8 protein-coding genes are annotated in these 17,142 nt (G+C 36.7%); all 8 read right to left on the bottom strand.

Annotated features, from left to right (window positions below; genetic code table 11):
* Positions 1-71: 71 nt before the first annotated feature.
* On the bottom strand, positions 72-2,522 hold the full coding sequence (locus BM289_RS16835; RefSeq protein WP_091495665.1) for a glycoside hydrolase family 95 protein: 2,451 nt from the start codon (positions 2,520-2,522) through the stop codon (positions 72-74).
* Between the two features lie 259 nt (positions 2,523-2,781).
* Complete coding sequence (locus BM289_RS16830; protein ID WP_091495815.1) at positions 2,782-4,200, bottom strand: acetylxylan esterase; 1,419 nt, start codon at positions 4,198-4,200, stop codon at positions 2,782-2,784.
* 149 nt (positions 4,201-4,349) lie between these two features.
* Positions 4,350-7,130 (bottom strand): family 78 glycoside hydrolase catalytic domain, encoded by a 2,781-nt coding sequence (locus BM289_RS16825; RefSeq protein WP_091495663.1) that lies wholly within the window; start codon positions 7,128-7,130, stop codon positions 4,350-4,352.
* 159 nt (positions 7,131-7,289) lie between these two features.
* Positions 7,290-9,152, bottom strand: coding sequence for a sialidase/neuraminidase family protein (locus BM289_RS16820; protein WP_091495661.1), 1,863 nt, complete (start codon positions 9,150-9,152; stop codon positions 7,290-7,292).
* A gap of 313 nt (positions 9,153-9,465) precedes the next feature.
* Positions 9,466-10,383, bottom strand: coding sequence for a glycoside hydrolase family 43 protein (locus BM289_RS16815; protein WP_091495659.1), 918 nt, complete (start codon positions 10,381-10,383; stop codon positions 9,466-9,468).
* Positions 10,384-10,463: 80 nt separating this feature from the next.
* A complete protein-coding gene (locus BM289_RS16810) occupies positions 10,464-12,032 on the bottom strand; it encodes a glycoside hydrolase family 28 protein (protein WP_091495813.1) in 1,569 nt (522 codons plus the stop codon).
* Between the two features lie 221 nt (positions 12,033-12,253).
* Entirely contained in the window at positions 12,254-13,657 is a 1,404-nt protein-coding gene (locus BM289_RS16805; RefSeq protein WP_091495657.1) for a glycoside hydrolase family 140 protein, read from the bottom strand.
* Between the two features lie 172 nt (positions 13,658-13,829).
* Positions 13,830-16,982, bottom strand: coding sequence for a DUF6298 domain-containing protein (locus tag BM289_RS16800; protein ID WP_244165398.1), 3,153 nt, complete (start codon positions 16,980-16,982; stop codon positions 13,830-13,832).
* Positions 16,983-17,142: the final 160 nt, after the last annotated feature.

The following is a 17,142-nucleotide window of genomic DNA, read 5'->3' as shown; positions in this document are numbered from 1 at the left end:
TATAAGTGATATAAGTTCAATTAAGTTTTGCTTTATATTTCCTTATATCACTTATATGGTTTCAAAATATTTTAATTCCCCGTAAAAGTATAAGTCTGTCCCGCTTTCATATTTACATCGTAAATATTGTAATTCGGCAATTGTACTTTAGGCAATTTTGCTTCATTAGAAATAATCGGTTTCTTTACTTCAACATCGTAAAACAAAGGATTTGAATTTTTCCCTTTTGCTTTTTTGATTGAAGAACCTTTCAGCGTATTTTCTACTTTCAATCGGCAGTTTCCTCCAATTTTCGAATAGATTTTTAAAGTCGAAACTTTATTATTTTTCCAAGTCATATCAATTACAAAACCGCCTCTTGCTACTAAACCTTTTATGCTTCCGTCTTTCCAAACGGTTGGTAAAGCCGGCAATAACTGAATCGCATCTTCCTGACTCTGCATCAGCATTTCAGCAAAACCGGCTGTACATCCAAAATTCCCATCAATCTGAAATGGCTGATGCGCATCTAACATATTCGGGTACGTTCCTCCACCTTTTCTTTGGTCTGCTGTCACCAAATGCAATTGATCCTGAATCAATTTATAAGCATGATTTCCGTCTAATAATCTCGCCCATAAATTTACTTTCCATCCCATTGACCAGCCTGTAGATTCGTCTGTTCTATAAATTAAAGATTGTTTGGCTGCTTCAAATAATTCAGGCGTTTTAATTGCCGAAATCTGATTACTTGGATACAATCCGTACAAATGCGAAACGTGTCTGTGATTATCTTTCGGATTGTCCCAATCGTCTTGCCATTCTTGCAGCTGATTATGTTTTCCCACTTTCATTGGAGGCATTTTTGCCAAAGCCTCGCTTACTTTTTTCACATAAATAGCATCTGGCGAAACCAAAGCCGAAGCCTCAATTACATGCGTAAACAAATCAAAAATCAGCTGGTTGTCCATTGTCGTTCCTGATGCAATGGTTGCTTTTCCTGTTCCGCCAGCATGTGTATTTTCTGGAGAACTTGATGGAACGACAACTAAATATTTTGTATTAGGATCAATTACCATAAAATCCAAAAAGAAATCGGCTGCACCTTTCATGATTGGATAAATTTCTGCTAAATATTTTTTATCACCTGTATATAAATATCTTTCCCATAAATCCTGACAAACCCAAGCGCCACCCGTCGGCCACATTCCCGAAGCAGCTGAATCTACGGGAGCGGTTACACGCCAAATATCAGTATTGTGGTGTAAAACCCAACCGCTGGCATTATACATTGTTTTCGCCGTTTCTGCACCAGTTACTGCCAACTCTTTTGCCATTTGCACAAAAGGTTCGTGCATTTCCTGCAGATTGGTTACTTGTGCCGGCCAGTAATTCATTTCGGCATTGATGTTGGTTGTGTATTTACTGTCCCAAGGCGGCGTCACCATATCGTTCCAAATTCCTTGTAAATTGGCTGGCTGTCCTCCCGGCTGTGAACTCGAAATTAAAAGATAACGTCCGAATTGGAAATAGAGCGAAGCCAACTGCGGATCGAATTGTTTCGAAAAATCTCTGATTCTTTCGTTTGTTGGTTTCTTTGTCAATTCATTAGAACCTAAATCTAAAGCAACTCTGTTGAAGAATTTTTGGTAATAATCAACGTGAGCCTTCTTTATGGTTTCAAAATCTTTTGTTTCCGCTTTCGCTAAATAGTCTTTGCTTTTTGCAATTTCATCTCCCGAAATATCTTGATAGTTTTTGAAATTGGTTGCAATCGAAATGTACAAAGTCACTTCGTCAGCTTTATTGATGCTTAAAACGCCGTTGCTGGCATCGATTTGGCCACCTTTGTTTTTAGCTGTTAATCGGCCTTGGAATATTACTTTTCCTTTTACGCCTTCAAAGTTAGTTCCAACTCCAGAAAGTATGATCTGATTTCCTTCTGTCGAAGCGACTGTTTTATCAATCGGACTGTTCATAAAAACATTACACGTAATCTGTCCAGGCTGACTTGCAGAAAGTTTTACCACAATAACCTGATCTGAAAATGCAGTTAGAATTTCTCTTCTAAATTCAACACCATTTACTTTGTATTTTACTTTCGCCGTAGCATTGCTGATGTCTAAATCACGGTAATAATCGGTATATTTTTGATGTCCGTTGAATGAAATATAAACGCTTCCAAAAGTTTGATACGGCATTCCATCATTGGTTTGCGACATAATATCCTGTGTTGCTAAATCTTGCGCTTCATCAAACTTTCCATCAAAAATTAACTGACGAACAATTGGAAGTGCTTTTATCGATTTATTATGTGCATTGCTGTTTGGAGATCCTGCCCAAATGGTTTCTTCGTTCAACTGCAAACGTTCTACTGAAGGATCGCCAAAAACCATTGCGCCTAAACGTCCGTTGCCCAAAGGCAAAGCTTCGTTCCAAATAGACGCAGGTTTATCGTACCATAATTTTAGATCGCTTTGCGCTGTCGCTGTTAAGGAAAAAATCCCAAGACAAATTGCCGTTATTTTAATTTTCAATCTCATACTTATATTTTTTTTTCGCCACGAATTACACGAATTGCACTAATTTCTTTTTTAATTTTTATTTCAATTTCTCTAATTTGTTTTGCCTCAGATTAAATGGATTATTTGGATTATTTTGTCTCCATAATCTGTTAAATCTGCGATAGTAATTTTTCCCGCAGATTTAGCAGATTTAGCGGATTTTCTAATCAGTGGAAATCCTTTAATCTGTGGCAAAAAAAATAATTCGTATAAATTCGTGAAATTCGTGGCTATAAATCTATTTTTTAACCTCGTAAACTTTCAGATTTTTTTCTCCGAACATTTCATATAATTTGTTGATGTCTTTCAGGGCATTTTTTGGTAGTTTTTCGCCTTTATCTCCAAAAACCAGCAACTTTTCTTTTGGCTCAATCACACACGTCGATTCGTCAATTTCGCCTTTATCGTTTTTGACTTTATTCAAATCTAAACTTAAATATTTCGCCATAAACGGATACAAAGCCATACGTTTCGAGATTCCGAAATCATGTCCTTCTTTGGCAAAATGAGCGTTTTCGACCAAATCTTTCTTTCCGTACAATTCGTATGTTCTTTGGATAAAAGGGAATTCCAATTCTGGAACTGCTAAAGTCCAGTCTTTTCCGTCAGAAACAATCAATTGTGGTTTTGGCGCCATCATAGCTGAGATTTCGGCATTGTTTGTTCCGTTTCCGCATAAGTGAATTCCGCGTCCGCTTTCGCATGGGCAACCGCCTGAAAAATGCGATGAAACCATTACAACCGGAGCCGAAACTTTTACACGATCATCAATCGCCGATAAAAACATCGTATGCGATCCTCCACCAGAACCACCCGTAACGCCAACTCTCGACATATCAGCATTTTTTACGGTTGACAAATAATCCAACAAACGAATTCCTGTTAACAACTGAACTGTCGATGCAATGCTGTTTCTGTGCGTTTCTTCTGGAAACTGCAATAACGATTCTCCCCAAGCAAATAAATCGTAACCGACTACAATGGCACCCATTTTCGCCATCATGGCACAACGGTATTGCTCGTCTTTTCTGTATCTTCCGTCGCCGAAATGCCCGTCAGGCGTAATAATTACAGCCGACTTTTTATTGAACGGATACGGTTTGTAAATCGATCCCGTGGCATAAACTCCCGGAAGAATTTCCAAAGCAATATTTTCTACACTGTAGTCTTTGTAAATTCTCTTTGGAGTTAAAAGTGGTTTAGACTTGGGCATTGGGGGTGCCTTTTCTAATCCAAATGATGCAATCATACAAGCTTTTAACTCCGTTTTGCGTTTCTCCCATTCTTCTTTGGTCGAATAAAGGCTTTCTAAGTAAAACAAGCGTTCTTTTCCTTTATCTACCGAAACTTTATGGTTTTCATACTTTCGTATGATGTAGGTTCCATCGGGTTGTTTAAAATACATCAATTCAAACGGCGCTAAAATATTAGTCAGCGAAAGTGGCAGATTTCCGGGTTCAATTCTCCAGTCGGCATAGTACAGTTCTTTTCCTTTTAATAAGCCTCTGTCATCGTTGATGGTTACGTTAAAAATAGTTTCTATTTTTTTCAGTGTTTCTGATACTGGCTTTCTAAAATTCGTATCAGAAGTACTTTGCGCATTGGTAAATGTCAAAGCAAAAATGGAAACTAAGAAGATGTATTTTATTTTTTTCATTTTGATATTGTTGTGTATTGGCACGCTGATGACACGGATTCGCTATCGCGAAAACGCTGATTTACACGGATTTTTTATTTATTTAAAAAAAAGAAAAATCCGTTTTTATCCGCGTCTTTACGAAGTAAATCCGTTTCATCTGTGTTCCATTATATTGTGCATTCTATTGTATAAATTCCTGATCCTAATTCTAAAACAGGCTTTTGTGCTTTTTCATCAAAACCTGCTCTAACTCTTTTATTATCGATTTTTATTTCTGAATTTTTAGCAACCGGCAATTTTATTGTGGCTGTTGTATTCACTGGAATCTGAACGGTCAAAATAAACTTGCCGTCTTTCTTTTCCCAAGAAGAAGCGATTTTTCCATAAACCGACTGATAATCGGCTTTTACGAAAGTCATATCGCCAACTACTTCCGGCTGAATAAAGAAATGTTTGAAACCTGGTTTGTCAGGATCAGACATAATTCCAGCCAAACTTTGATAAAACCATTCTTCAATCTGACCTAACATAAAGTGATTCCATGAATTTCCTTTTCTCGGATCCCATTGTTCTGTTAAAGTGGTCAAGCCAAATTTAATCTGAAAACCATAACCCGGTGCATCGTAATGATTGTGCATTCTAAACATGGTTTCGTTTTCGCCGTTTTGTGCCAGAGTTTGGAATAAATAACGATTTCCAACATCTCCCGTTGTCAAACGATCTCCTTTTTCTTTGATATCAGCTAGTAAATTCTGCATTACTGCTTCTTTATATTGCGGTTCTACGATATCCATAAAAATCGGAACGGCATTGCTAAACTGACTGTTTGTTCCGTATTGTTTGGTTTCTTCATTAAAAAATGCCGCATTGAAAGCCGTTTTAATCTCAGAAGCCAACGTATTATACTTCTCAAAATCTTCAGTTTTACCTAATAATTTTGATGCTTTTGCTACTAAATAAGCTCCATAATAATAGTGCGAAGTAGCAGAAAGCGCAATCGGACTATTTTTAGAATATCCTGCAGGATGTGTTCCGTAATCGTACCAATCGCCTAATCCGTGAGAAACTATGTTGTTTGTGGCTTTGGTTCCTAAATAATCGACGTACTTTTTCATTACAGGATAATATTTCTCTAATAATGAAGCGTCACCGTAATATTCGTAATACATCCAAGGCAAGATTACGCCTGTTACACCCCATTCCGGAGAATCGGTAAAATCGCCTCCAAAAATGACATATTCTGGAACAATTGTCGGAATTAAACCACTATCACGTTGGGAATCAGAAATGTTCTGCATCGTTGCAGGAAGGAAAGTCTGAAGATTATAATTGAACATTAAACCTGGGCCATTCAATTGAATTTCTTCGAGCCATCCTAACTTTTCACGTTGCGGGCAATCGGTAAAAACGCTTTGGAAATTACTTTTTATCGAATTATTGATCAGTTCGTGTGTTTTATTAAAAATCTCATTCGAACAAGCAAAACTTCCTGCTTCTCCAGCCGAATTGTAAATGAAATTCGACTTCAAATCGACCAAAGTGGGAAGTTCTTTATTTTTATCTTCTTTATAATTAATGTTTTCAATTTGAACATACTGATAACCGTAATAACTGAATTTTGGTGTCCATTCTTCCACTCCATCACCTTTTAAAATATAATCGTAATAATATGGTTTTCCAGATCTTCCTTGCGCAATTGTTCCTTCTTCATTTAAACCTTCGGCAACCCAAACACGAATCGTTTGCCCTCTTTTTCCTTTTACTTTTATGGTTGGAAATCCCGAAAGATTCTGTCCCATATCAAAAACATAGAAATTCGGTTTCAGCTCTTTTACGGTTTTCACCTCATATTGTTTCTGAATCGTAACTGGCGGTGCTGTCTGAGGTTTTAATACTCCTTTTGGTGCTTCCTGAATAACTACTTTTTTCCAATCTCTATCTTTGAAACCTTTACGATTCCAGTCTTTCTGTTCTAAATTGGCATTGTAATTTTCTCCTCCAAAAATACTGTTATACGTAATCGGACTTTTACTGTATTTCCAAGTTCTATCAGACTTTATAATTTCTTCTGAACCATCATTATACTTGATTTTCATTTTAAAGAATAAAGTCGGCGGTCCAAAACTCACAAAGAATTTGGTATATCTTTCAGCAAGCGTATTGTACATTCCGTTTCCTAGAAGAACGCCAATTACGTTATCGCCTTTTTGAATATCTTTTGCGCCTAATTCATACACATTGTAGTTAACCGTTTTATCGTAATCGGTCCACAAAGGCGCAAATTGGCTGTTACCCACTTTTTTTCCGTTGATGGTTAACTCATAATGTCCTAAACCTGAAATATAAACAACGGCTTCTTTGACTACTTTCTCTACTTCGAAAGGCTTACGCAACATAATACTTCTTCGTGCTAAAGAATCGGAAGCATTGATAAAAGAATTCTTCTTTTCTCGGTTGAAAGTGGCTGTGTGGTAGTTTCTGCCTTCCGGCAAATGACTGTCGGCTTTGGTAATTGCACCAATCCAAATTGGATTTAGATCTGATTCTAACGGCGCCGTTCTAAAAGAAGCATTTTTACTCCATTTTGAAACTTTTCCTGATTGATTCCAAACTTTAACTTTCCAGAAATATTTAGTTTCGTTTTTTAATGGTTTTCCGCCATAAACAATATGCAGGTTTTTATTTGAATTCACTCTTCCTGTATTCCAAACATCTCCATCGTCATTATTTAGTTTTTCTTCTGATGAAGCAACTAAAATAAGATAAGCTAATTGCGATGCATCAGGTTCTTTTGAAATCAATTGCCAACCCAATCTCGGTTGATTCTCAACCACTGCCAATGGATTTTCTGCCATTTCTGTTGTTAAACGTACAGGCAAGACTTGTCCATTTGAAATGAATGTGATTAAAAAACTAAGTCCTAATAATATGTTTTTGAAATTCTTCATTCTAACTTTAAATTTGAACGCTGATGAAACGGATTCGCTATCGCGAAGACGCTGATTTACACGGATTTTTTTATTTGTTTTACTTTATGACAAAAAGAAAAATCCGTTTTTATCCGCGTTTTTACGAAGTAAATCCGTTTCATCCGCGTTCCATAATTTTTACAACTTCTTAGTTATCAACGATTCGATATTAAAAACTGCTTCTGGAATTAATTTCCCCGTTTGAGGCAGGTCGTCGTAATCGTCAGTGTCTGGCGCTGTGTCCGGATTTGGCGTATATCTTTGTTCTCCTGTGCGGAACATGATTCGTTCAAAACCGTCTGTTGGCGCATAAAATATCTTTGTTGATTCTTTTCCATCGTTTACTTTTATAGTGTATTGACGGTTTTTAGCATCTAATTTAACTGTGATTGTATATGCTTTGTTTGCTTCGTATTTTGTAACCGAACTCAAACGCGCACCATTTTTTACCTTTAATTCTCCATCCGAATCAAAAATCAATCTTACCGATGGCAAACCTTGTTTATTTTGGAATTCAACTTGCAATAAACCATGATTATTTTGTTCTGGTTTTACTGTAAAAACAGCTTCCATTTTTGATGCAAAAGGAATTACTCTTTCAGCACGTGAATAATCAAAATAATCCTGATCTCTTAACGTCAGCCATTTTTTACCATCGGCTTTCTTTTCAATTTTTGTTGATGCCCATGACAAATCGTAGGTATTCCATAATTTCAATTCCTGTCCGTCGGGAAGATTATTGAAAACATCATTTACATTTTCTGTCACAACAGAAGTTACTGGAACCGGAATCGACGCCACCCAAATATCTTCTTTGTTCATGCTGTAACCCACCCAGATTTTTCCATCTGGCGGAGTTCCGTTTTTTTCTGTGATTCCGCGAACGTATTGCGGACCTGCTGATTTATAGTTTCCTCCATAACGCATCGGACTTATTTCTCCGTGAACCAGTAATAAATCTTTGTAATTTAAACCATCATCGCTTGTTGAAATTGCCAAAGGCCAACGATATTCTGAAGGATTGTAAAGCGTTGCATAACGGTTGTCTGACGTTTTTTGTCCCCAAATCTTAGCATTGCTGTTTACAAATCCCGGTGCACGCAATGGCATATAATCCCAAGATTTTCCACCATTTCTGCTGATAGATGTTAAAGCATGTTTCCATAAACCAACAACATTTCCATTTGGTAAATGGTAATAACTAAACGCTTTATATGGTTTCTGTAACGGAATCAATTCATCGTCACGATCGGCCTCTTCCACCCATTGTTGTAAAACTAATGGTTCAGATAAAATTTCTTCGCAGGCTTTTTTCAAACCTTTGTCTTTTGATGCGGTATAAAATGGGAATTTCGATTTCGATTTATCCCAGGTTTTGTTGTATCTGATGAAATAAATTTCGCCAAAACTTCCGTCTTTTTTGATTTCACGAATGACACGACCAATTCCTTTTCCGTCGTTTGGATCGTCTTTTTCATCCATTGCGATTCCGTAATACGCCAAAGCAAAAAGTCGGTTGTCTTTTGAGGTATAAAAGCCCATTCTTTGATGCATAATCGCATCGAGATTTTTGGCAACGCCTTCTACGCCTTCTTTTTTCCATCCGTCTGGAATTCTATAAATAGGAAAAATCACTTCGGGTTTTGTCCACGTTACACCGTCTTTAGAAGTCATTAATAATGTCTGACTTGGCGGAATATGTTCGCCCGAAGGATCGCTTAAATAATGCAAATAAAAAGTGTTATTCCAATACGCCATCATCGGCTGATGATTGTACGTCCATCCAAAACCATCTGCTTTTTCTGGGTGCTCACGGCTGGCACGCATGATTTGTGTGGCGTGAACTCCAACTGCCGGACTTAACATTCCATGATGGTAATCGATGTTTGAAAGTGTTTTGCCAACATATCGGACCGTGTCGTTCTGTGCATTTACAGCGGTGCAAGCCAAAATAATTGTGGCTGTGATGATGTTGGTTTTTATGTTTTGGAAAGCAATCATTTTATATTTTTTTTATTTCACGCAGATTTTGCAGATTTTGGCTGATTGGCGCAGATTTAATTTTAATCTTTTTGATTTTATACAAATCAAAAAATCGGCTTGATCTGCTAAAATCATTTTAAATCTGCGTGAAATTTTTCTAACCATTTCTTTTATCTGCTTGATCTGCTAAATCTGCGGGAAAAATTTTACTCTCGCAGATTTGGCAGATTTAGCTGATTCTTATTTTTTTCTTTTGCCACAGATTACAAGGATTAAAAAGATTATTCAAAATTTAATCTTTGGAAATCTATGTACTCTGTGGATATATAATTTATTTTCTATCAATTAATCCTTTTAAAACGTCTGCAGAGATTGTCGTAATCGTTCCATGTTTGTGTCCTTCAGGAAGGCTTATTTTGGAGGATACATCTTCAAAATGAACAAAATCTGTTGTGCTTAACGCTTTATAATTTTTTGAACCGTAATTATCATAATATAACAACCAGTTCTTACCTACTTTTACTACTGTTGGACCTTCTGATAAATATTCGGTTAAAGGCTTTGAAGGTTTTTGAAACGGTCCTAAAGGCGATTTTCCGAAAGCTACTTTTATGTTTCGCATGGGTCTTGTGTTGTCTTTCAAAACCAAAACATAATCTTTCTTTCCTTTTTTGACAATCACACAGTCAATTACGCTGAAACCTGGATCGTAATATAATTTTGTATCCGAAAACGTTTTGAAATCCTTTGTCGTTACATAATACATTCTGTGGTTGTTTTTCTCTTCTTCCACTCCTTTTGGATATCTAAACGGAATTGTCGATGCCCAAATAATAATGTATTCTTTTTTAACATCATCATAAAAAATTTCTGGTGCCCAAACATTTACGACTTCGGGTTCGTTTTTCATGACCGGAATATATTGTTGCTCCGACCAATGAATCAAGTCTTTTGAACTTGCGTAACCAAAACCATTTCCACCTTTCCAATCGGTTGTCCAAACCATGTGATACGTTCCGTCTGCTCCTTTTGTAATTGAAGGGTCGCGCATGATTTTACTGGCTCCGATTTCGGGCTTTAAAAACGATCCTTCTAATCCTTTCCAGTTGTATCCGTCTTCGCTGTATGCCAAATATAAACCTTCTGTTGCGGGTTCTCTAAATGACGTAAAAAGATATAAATCTTTCTTTTTCTGCGAATAACTCACAGCAAAAAGCGAAAGGGTTAATATGATGAATATTTTTTTCATGATCTAAAATTGAACACCAATTTCACTAATTAGCACGAATAAAAATTGGTATAAATTCGTGAAATCTGTGTTATTATAATCTATTCTGTAATTGCTTTTTTATCTAAAGAAGCTCCTTTTTTGATTTTCTTTGTTACGTTATTTAAAACATTGTTTTTCAGGAAAATGTTTTTAGTGTCTTTCCCATCAGCTTCGATAAAAATATCTGTTGGATTGAATGGAAAATTATTGTTGATTAACACATTTGAAACATTATCTAATTTAATAACCGGAACTCCTTTTATTGGTGTTGAAGATCCAACATTGTCTAAAATAACATTTTTTGAATCTGATATTTTGAATGAAGAACCTACTGTTGCGTTTACTTTTACATCGTGAAATTCAACATCTGTCGCTGTGTTTACCGTAAATCCTTCTTTTCCATCCATATTGATGTTAGAGAAAGTGATGTTTTGAATTGGCATTTCGGTAATTCCTAAAATCTGCCCTGCTTTATTTACGTTTGAAGCCGTGATGTTGCTCATGTGGATATTTCTGAAAATTGGTGTTTTCTCGGTTACAGGTTCAACTGTAGTTCCTTTATCGTAGAAAAGGCTTAAAACGATGGCTTCTTCTTTGATGTTTTTCATGACGATATTATCAACACGAATATCTTCTACAACACCGCCTCTTCCGCGAGCCGATTTAATACGGATTCCGCGATCGGTTCCGTCAAAAACACAATTTGAAATAGTGATTTTTTTGATGCCACCTGACATTTCGCTACCGATAACTACTCCGCCATGACCGCTTAGCATCGTGCAATTCGTGATGGTTACATTTTCTGTTGCTTTTCCGTATTTACGTCCGTCGCCGTCTCTTCCTGATTTGATTGTGATACAATCATCTCCAACGCTGATATGACAATTTGAAATGTGAACATTGGTACAAGAAGAAGGATTGATTCCGTCTGTATTTGGCGAATGCGGATTGAAAATCGAAATTCCAGTAACCGTCACATTATCACAAAATTCTGGGTTGATGGTCCAAAAAGGAGAATTTTGAAACGTAACGCCTTCAATCAAAATGTTTTTACAGTTGTAAGCCTGAAAGAATGAAGGTCTGAAGAATTTCTTGTCGACTGTTCTTTTGTAATACGGTTCAGTGTAAAGACCTTTGTTTTGCTCTTCCCACATGGTTTGGTATTTGGTTAGAGGAAGCGGTTCTTTGGCCGTTTCGATTCGGTACACTTCATTCCACCACGCTTTTCCTTGTCCGTCGATTACGCCTCTCCCTGTAATGGTGATGTTTTCTACGTCTTTGGCATAAAATAACGGTTGGAAACTTTTCATTACAATTCCTTCGTAACGCATTTCAACGTAAGGAAGAAAATCATCGAAGTTCTCTGAAAATTTTAAAAGTGCTCCAGAATCTAAGTGAATCGTGATGTTGCTTTTTAGTGTTAAGGCTCCTGTCAAATATTCTCCAGCAGGAAAAAAGATGGTTCCTCCGCCGTTTTTAGATGCTTTTTCGATAGCATTCTGAATGGCTTGGGTGCATTTTATTCCTTTGTTGTTTCCGCCTTCTTTTAGGATATTTAGCCAGCCGTCGTTTGCGAAAGTGGTGTTTAATCCTGTTATGAAGCAGAGTATTATTAGTATGTTTTTCATAGTTGTGTTGTTTTTTCTTTCGCAGATTTGGCAGATTGTGCAGATTTTTTTTGCCACTGATTTTACAGATTAAAAAGATTTTTTATCCGCAAAATCTGCGAGAGTTTTATAATTCGCATTTTTTGTCACCCTGAGCGAAGTCGAAGGGCGCATGCTATATCAAACTTTATGTCCAATCTTTGCGGTCCTTCGACTTCGCTCAGGAGGACAAAACTTTGCGTTTAAATAGATCTCAAAATCAAAACCCAGTCATTACCATCTTCTTTTTTGCCTTCTGGCTGAAAATTCTGAGTTCCTTTGTTATCAAATACTCCGATTTTAGTTTTCTTTCCATTTCTCGGATTGTACCAAGTTGCTTCGAATTTATCTCCTGAAATTTTTCCTAGTTTTACTTCTATTATTCTTCCATTGTAAGTGTAAAGCAAAGCATATTTTTCTCCTCTTATGGCTGGAATATAATCGTATTTTTCGCCTTGGTTTACTACTAAAGAAACATCTGGGACTCCTTCTAAAAATGGTACTTCTTCCATTAATTTCTTAATGTAAATCATTTGTTTTGCTCCTGGTGAATTGATGGCTGATGTCCATAATTCTTTGTTTCCGTAAGCCGGTTTATCGCCTTTTCTGAACATTTGCATTACGGCATTGTGTCCGTACGTATAACCTGCTCCGCCTGAAAGAACCGACCAATATCCGTAACGGCGAACATCATTTGCTGTCCACTTTGGCTGAAGTGTGTCGTGTAAACCGTGTGGAATTCCTTCATAAGACGGCTCTCCGTCAAGTGTAGGTTTTGTAGGTTTTAATTCGAAATCTCTTAGAACAAATTTGTAATTATCTTCTTTGAAATTCGTTTTTACCGAATCCTGATCGTATCTTCTGTGTCCTGACTGGAACATATTGAAATCCAACCATTTTGCATTATGATAATCATCTGAAGAATCGGTTCTTCCAAACGGGTGAAAAGTCACTAACTGATTTGGATTGTTCGTTTTTAAAGTATTTCCAATCGCATTCCAAATATCCTGAAATTCGTTTCCGTGTGTGTCACCACCGTTTAACCAGATTACGTTGGTTCTGTTTTTATATCTTTTAGCCAAGAAATCAGCATAAACTATTGCTTGTTCTTTACTTACTTTATTTCCTTTTGATACGTTGGTTCCCCAAATCGGGACCATGGCTACGTAGATTCCGTTTTTTTGAGCTACATCTAAAGTGTAATCTATGTGATCCCAATAATCGTATTGTTTTGCGTCTTTGAAATCATTTCCTGCCGTAAGCAAAGGTTTCGAAACATCTTCGTTGATTAATGCCGAAGCGCCATACACGTTTACAGCATTTATGTTATGCAAAACCATCACCTGAACAACATTGAATCCTTTTTCTTTTCTGTCTTTGAAATATTTCTCAATTCCTGCTCTATCCAGTTTTCCAAATGCCAGCCAGCCTGTGTCGCCTAGCCAGAAAAATGGTTTTTCATTTTCGGTAACAAAATAATGCTGATTTTTAGATACTTTGATTTCAGGTAAAGATGCTTTTGTTTTGGCAGATTGCGAAAATCCGCTTTGTGCTGTCAACATAAAGCTTATACAAAGAGCGTATAAAGATTTAATTTTCAGATTCATTTTGGGTTGTTTTTGAATTTATGTTTTTTGGGTTTGTTTGCCACGAATTACACGAATTTGCTCGAATTTTATTCTGCTTGTGTTTATTGTTTCACGCAGATTTTGCAGATTGAGCAGATTTAATTTAAAATTAAATTCGTGCAAATTCGTGTAATTCGTGGCAAACCTTCTTTTACTTTCTTATTACAAAAAGCACTTTTTCTTTTATTTCAGCTTGTGGAATTGTCACTTGTTTTCCTCCGCTGATGTTGGCTTTTTTCGTTATATTTCCTGTTGTTGCATTAATTGCAAATACTTCAAATGTTCCTTTTTCGTTTGCTAAATCTATTGTGATATCCTGATCGTTTTTCAAATAAAAAAGATAGATTTTTCCTTTGTTTTCCAATTTCCAAAGATTGTCTGAAAACGTATTTCCGTCAACTAATTTCATTTCGCTTAAAGCGGCATAAAACTGAGGCAATTCGATTTTCGGAATATTTGGCATTGAAGCTCCCGCCATTAAAGCCGGCCATCCGAATCTTGACGAACCGTCTGTTGAATATAAAATCACTTTTTCCGGATACTTTTCTCTGTATTCACGAACGGCACGATATACTTGATTGTCGGTTTCTTTTCCCGTTTTCAGTTTCCTGGCGTGTTGTCTTGGTGCTAAATTAACGCCTCCTTGCGGTGCATAAGCCGATCCGTCTTCTTTGTAATACCAATAACGAATGTCAATTATATCAACGGTTTTTACTCTTTTGGCATCATTTAAAATAGCATCCTGAACGTCTTTTGTTGCGCTTAAACCAATTAAGCCTTTTTTGCCTGTTTCGTCTTTCCATTTTTGGGCTTGGTCCAACCAAAATTCCATAAAGTGTAATGGCCCTGTATATTCGGCACTTGTCAGCTGAATTACATTGCTGTTTTCCTGAAAGTTCTCAAATGATTTTCGGATGAAACCTTCGTGCAATTTTCTTCTTTGAGCATTGGTAATATCGTAAAACTGCTCTGCCATGAAAATACGTTTGTCTCCTGCGTAAGGCGGTGGTTCTGGAAATCCTGTGCTGTTGATATTGTTTGCAGAACGCCAAGGCGAACTTGCCCAGTGCGCTCCAGCTTCTAAAATATTGTGTTGAAAATATTGCTGATTGATTAACAATTGTCCGTTTGGTTCTGCCAATGTTGCAAACTGTGCTAAACGACTCCAGTACCAATCATTGAATTTTGTTAAATCATATTTACTCAAATGATCCCAAGCGAAGTCTTTTCCGCTTCTGGCAAAAGGTTGTTCGTAAAACGGTGGCCAAACGTCGTCATCAACTCTACGAACACGTTCGTGATCGTCCATTCTTCTGTCGTACCATAAACCGTAATTGTGTTCTAAGGCAACGATATTGTTTTTTGTCAAATAATCTACCGTTTCCTGTACTTTGTCTGTCAATCCGTTTCCTGTTCTTCCAGGAACAAAACGAGTAATATGTGGTGTAGATTTGTTTACGAAATCATCACTTAAATCACCTCTCCACCATGCTACGTTGGTTTGTTTTCCTGCAATTACTTTTCCTTCAAAAGTTAACCAGCCATTTTTTGTAGTTACTTTTGAAGTTGATTTTTCAGTTTTATTTGCAACAACTTTTAAATCGTTTGCATTTTTTAAACCTTTATTATCTGTATTAATTGGATTTGCTTTTGAAGCTTCTACAATCAATTCTTGTAAACTTTTTGCTGTCGTTGCAGAGTTTTTAGTCAATTCTGCAGCAACTTCTACACTCGGACTTGAAGAAGCTTCTGAACCTAAGTCATAAATAAAAGGCTGAACTGGAAGTTTTCCTAACCTGGCTTCTAGTTGTGCGTAGAATAAACTTCTTGGACTGATATGTTCATTTACGTTTTTCCAATGTCCGTTTCCTCCAAATTGTCCCCAAACTCCAAAAGCCCAGTTTTGTGCTGTTGGAGGACTATAACATTCTACTTTTGATGCCGATGATTCCCAGATTACAGAATTTGCTGCTGTCCATCCAGCGCCTCTTCCACCTTGTTCTCTGTTGTTGTAGCTTAATGCTTTTCCGTCGATATTGGCAATGTCAAATAAAACACCTGTTGCCCAGCTTCCGATGGCTCCGCTGTTTTCGAATGGTAAATGTGATTCGCATTGTACGAAAGCATTTGGACCTGTTGTTCCAAATCCGCCTACAGCGAAATCATGATATCCAAATTCTGAATAACAGCGTTGGAAAAGAGTTTGCTGGCCTTCTGTATAAAAAGTATGTCTTCTAAAGGATGCTATTTCTGAAATCGGTTCAGTTGCAATACAATCTTCAACCGTAACTTGCTGACTTGTTTTTAAAATCGTAACGGCTCCGCCAGCAAAGTGTTTGAAATTAACCTGTTTTACCCAAGCATTTCTAGTGTTTTCAATACTGATTGCCTGCCAACGGTGTTCTTCGTCTTTTAAATTTGATGGATTGTAAGTTGATTTTATTAAGATATTTTCAATTCCGATATGTTCGATTCTTCCTGCCCATGAATAAACAGTTACTTTTGAAGCTCCAAAAGCATCGTCCAAAGACATTGTAATTGGTGCGTTTACAGTTACTTCGTTTCCGTTGATTTTAGTTACGACACGATTCCAAGCGGTAATCCAGTCGCCTTTTTTCCATCCAATCCAAGAAGTTTCTCCGCCGAAATCCTGCATGTTTACTTCTTTAATGAAATTATCCGTTAAAGGTTTGCTGATTTCGATTTCGTCTCCAACTTTTAATTTTGAAGTGTTATTTAATTGGATTTTCTGCGTTCCAAGAGGTGTGTAAGCGTTTGCGAATTCAAATGAATCTTTATAAACTTTATCGTTTACACCTAAAACTCTAATTAAAGCTTCTCTTTCTAATCCGGTTCCTAAAAGTACGGTTCCGTTTTCAGAATTTCCGCTTCCTCTTAAAACAACTCCCGATTTTCTAATGTATAATGTTCCGCTGATTTTAAAAGTTCCTTTGTCCAACAAAACAGCTCCACGAAATCCTGATTTATCTGGTTTTAATGCGCTTACATAATCAATCGCATTTTGAATTTTTTGAGTAACATCTTCTTCTTGTTTCGAAACAAAAATCTTATTCTCCAGATTCGGAAGTGCGACTTCAGAATTTCTGTATCCTGCAAAAGAAAAATCAGGGATTTGATTTCCTTGACCATCTGTTGTGAAAGAAAGTTTGCCTTCTTTGGTTTTAACAATATCTGGGAAACTGTTTTGGGCTGTGATGTTTAAACTTAAAAGCAACATCAAACCAGACAAAATCATTTTCTCTTTTGGAGGGGAGATTCTATTTTTTAAATGGGTAAAATTCACCTTATTATTTTTTTAGACTTTAAAATTAAACCATATGAGTAATACAATCTCATATAATTTTTAGGTTTGTCTCTTTCCATAATCTTGTCATTTCGACGAAGGAGAAATCGCACTAGAAACTCCACTCTGAAAATCGCCAATCTTTGTCGAATTACTCGTG

Source organism: Flavobacterium phragmitis, assembly GCF_900112575.1.
GTDB classification, from domain to species: Bacteria; Bacteroidota; Bacteroidia; order Flavobacteriales; family Flavobacteriaceae; genus Flavobacterium; species Flavobacterium phragmitis.
Note: the sequence above shows the minus strand (reverse complement) of the source record. Positions and strands in the feature narration are given on the sequence as shown.

Coding starts and splice junctions, on each gene's coding strand:
- BM289_RS16835 (WP_091495665.1), bottom strand. CDS start 2,522: ATGAGATTGAAAATTAAAATAACGGCAATTTGTCTTGGGATTTTTTCC.
- BM289_RS16805 (WP_091495657.1), bottom strand. CDS start 13,657: ATGAATCTGAAAATTAAATCTTTATACGCTCTTTGTATAAGCTTTATG.
- BM289_RS16820 (WP_091495661.1), bottom strand. CDS start 9,152: ATGATTGCTTTCCAAAACATAAAAACCAACATCATCACAGCCACAATT.
- BM289_RS16815 (WP_091495659.1), bottom strand. CDS start 10,383: ATGAAAAAAATATTCATCATATTAACCCTTTCGCTTTTTGCTGTGAGT.
- BM289_RS16825 (WP_091495663.1), bottom strand. CDS start 7,130: ATGAAGAATTTCAAAAACATATTATTAGGACTTAGTTTTTTAATCACA.
- BM289_RS16810 (WP_091495813.1), bottom strand. CDS start 12,032: ATGAAAAACATACTAATAATACTCTGCTTCATAACAGGATTAAACACC.
- BM289_RS16830 (WP_091495815.1), bottom strand. CDS start 4,200: ATGAAAAAAATAAAATACATCTTCTTAGTTTCCATTTTTGCTTTGACA.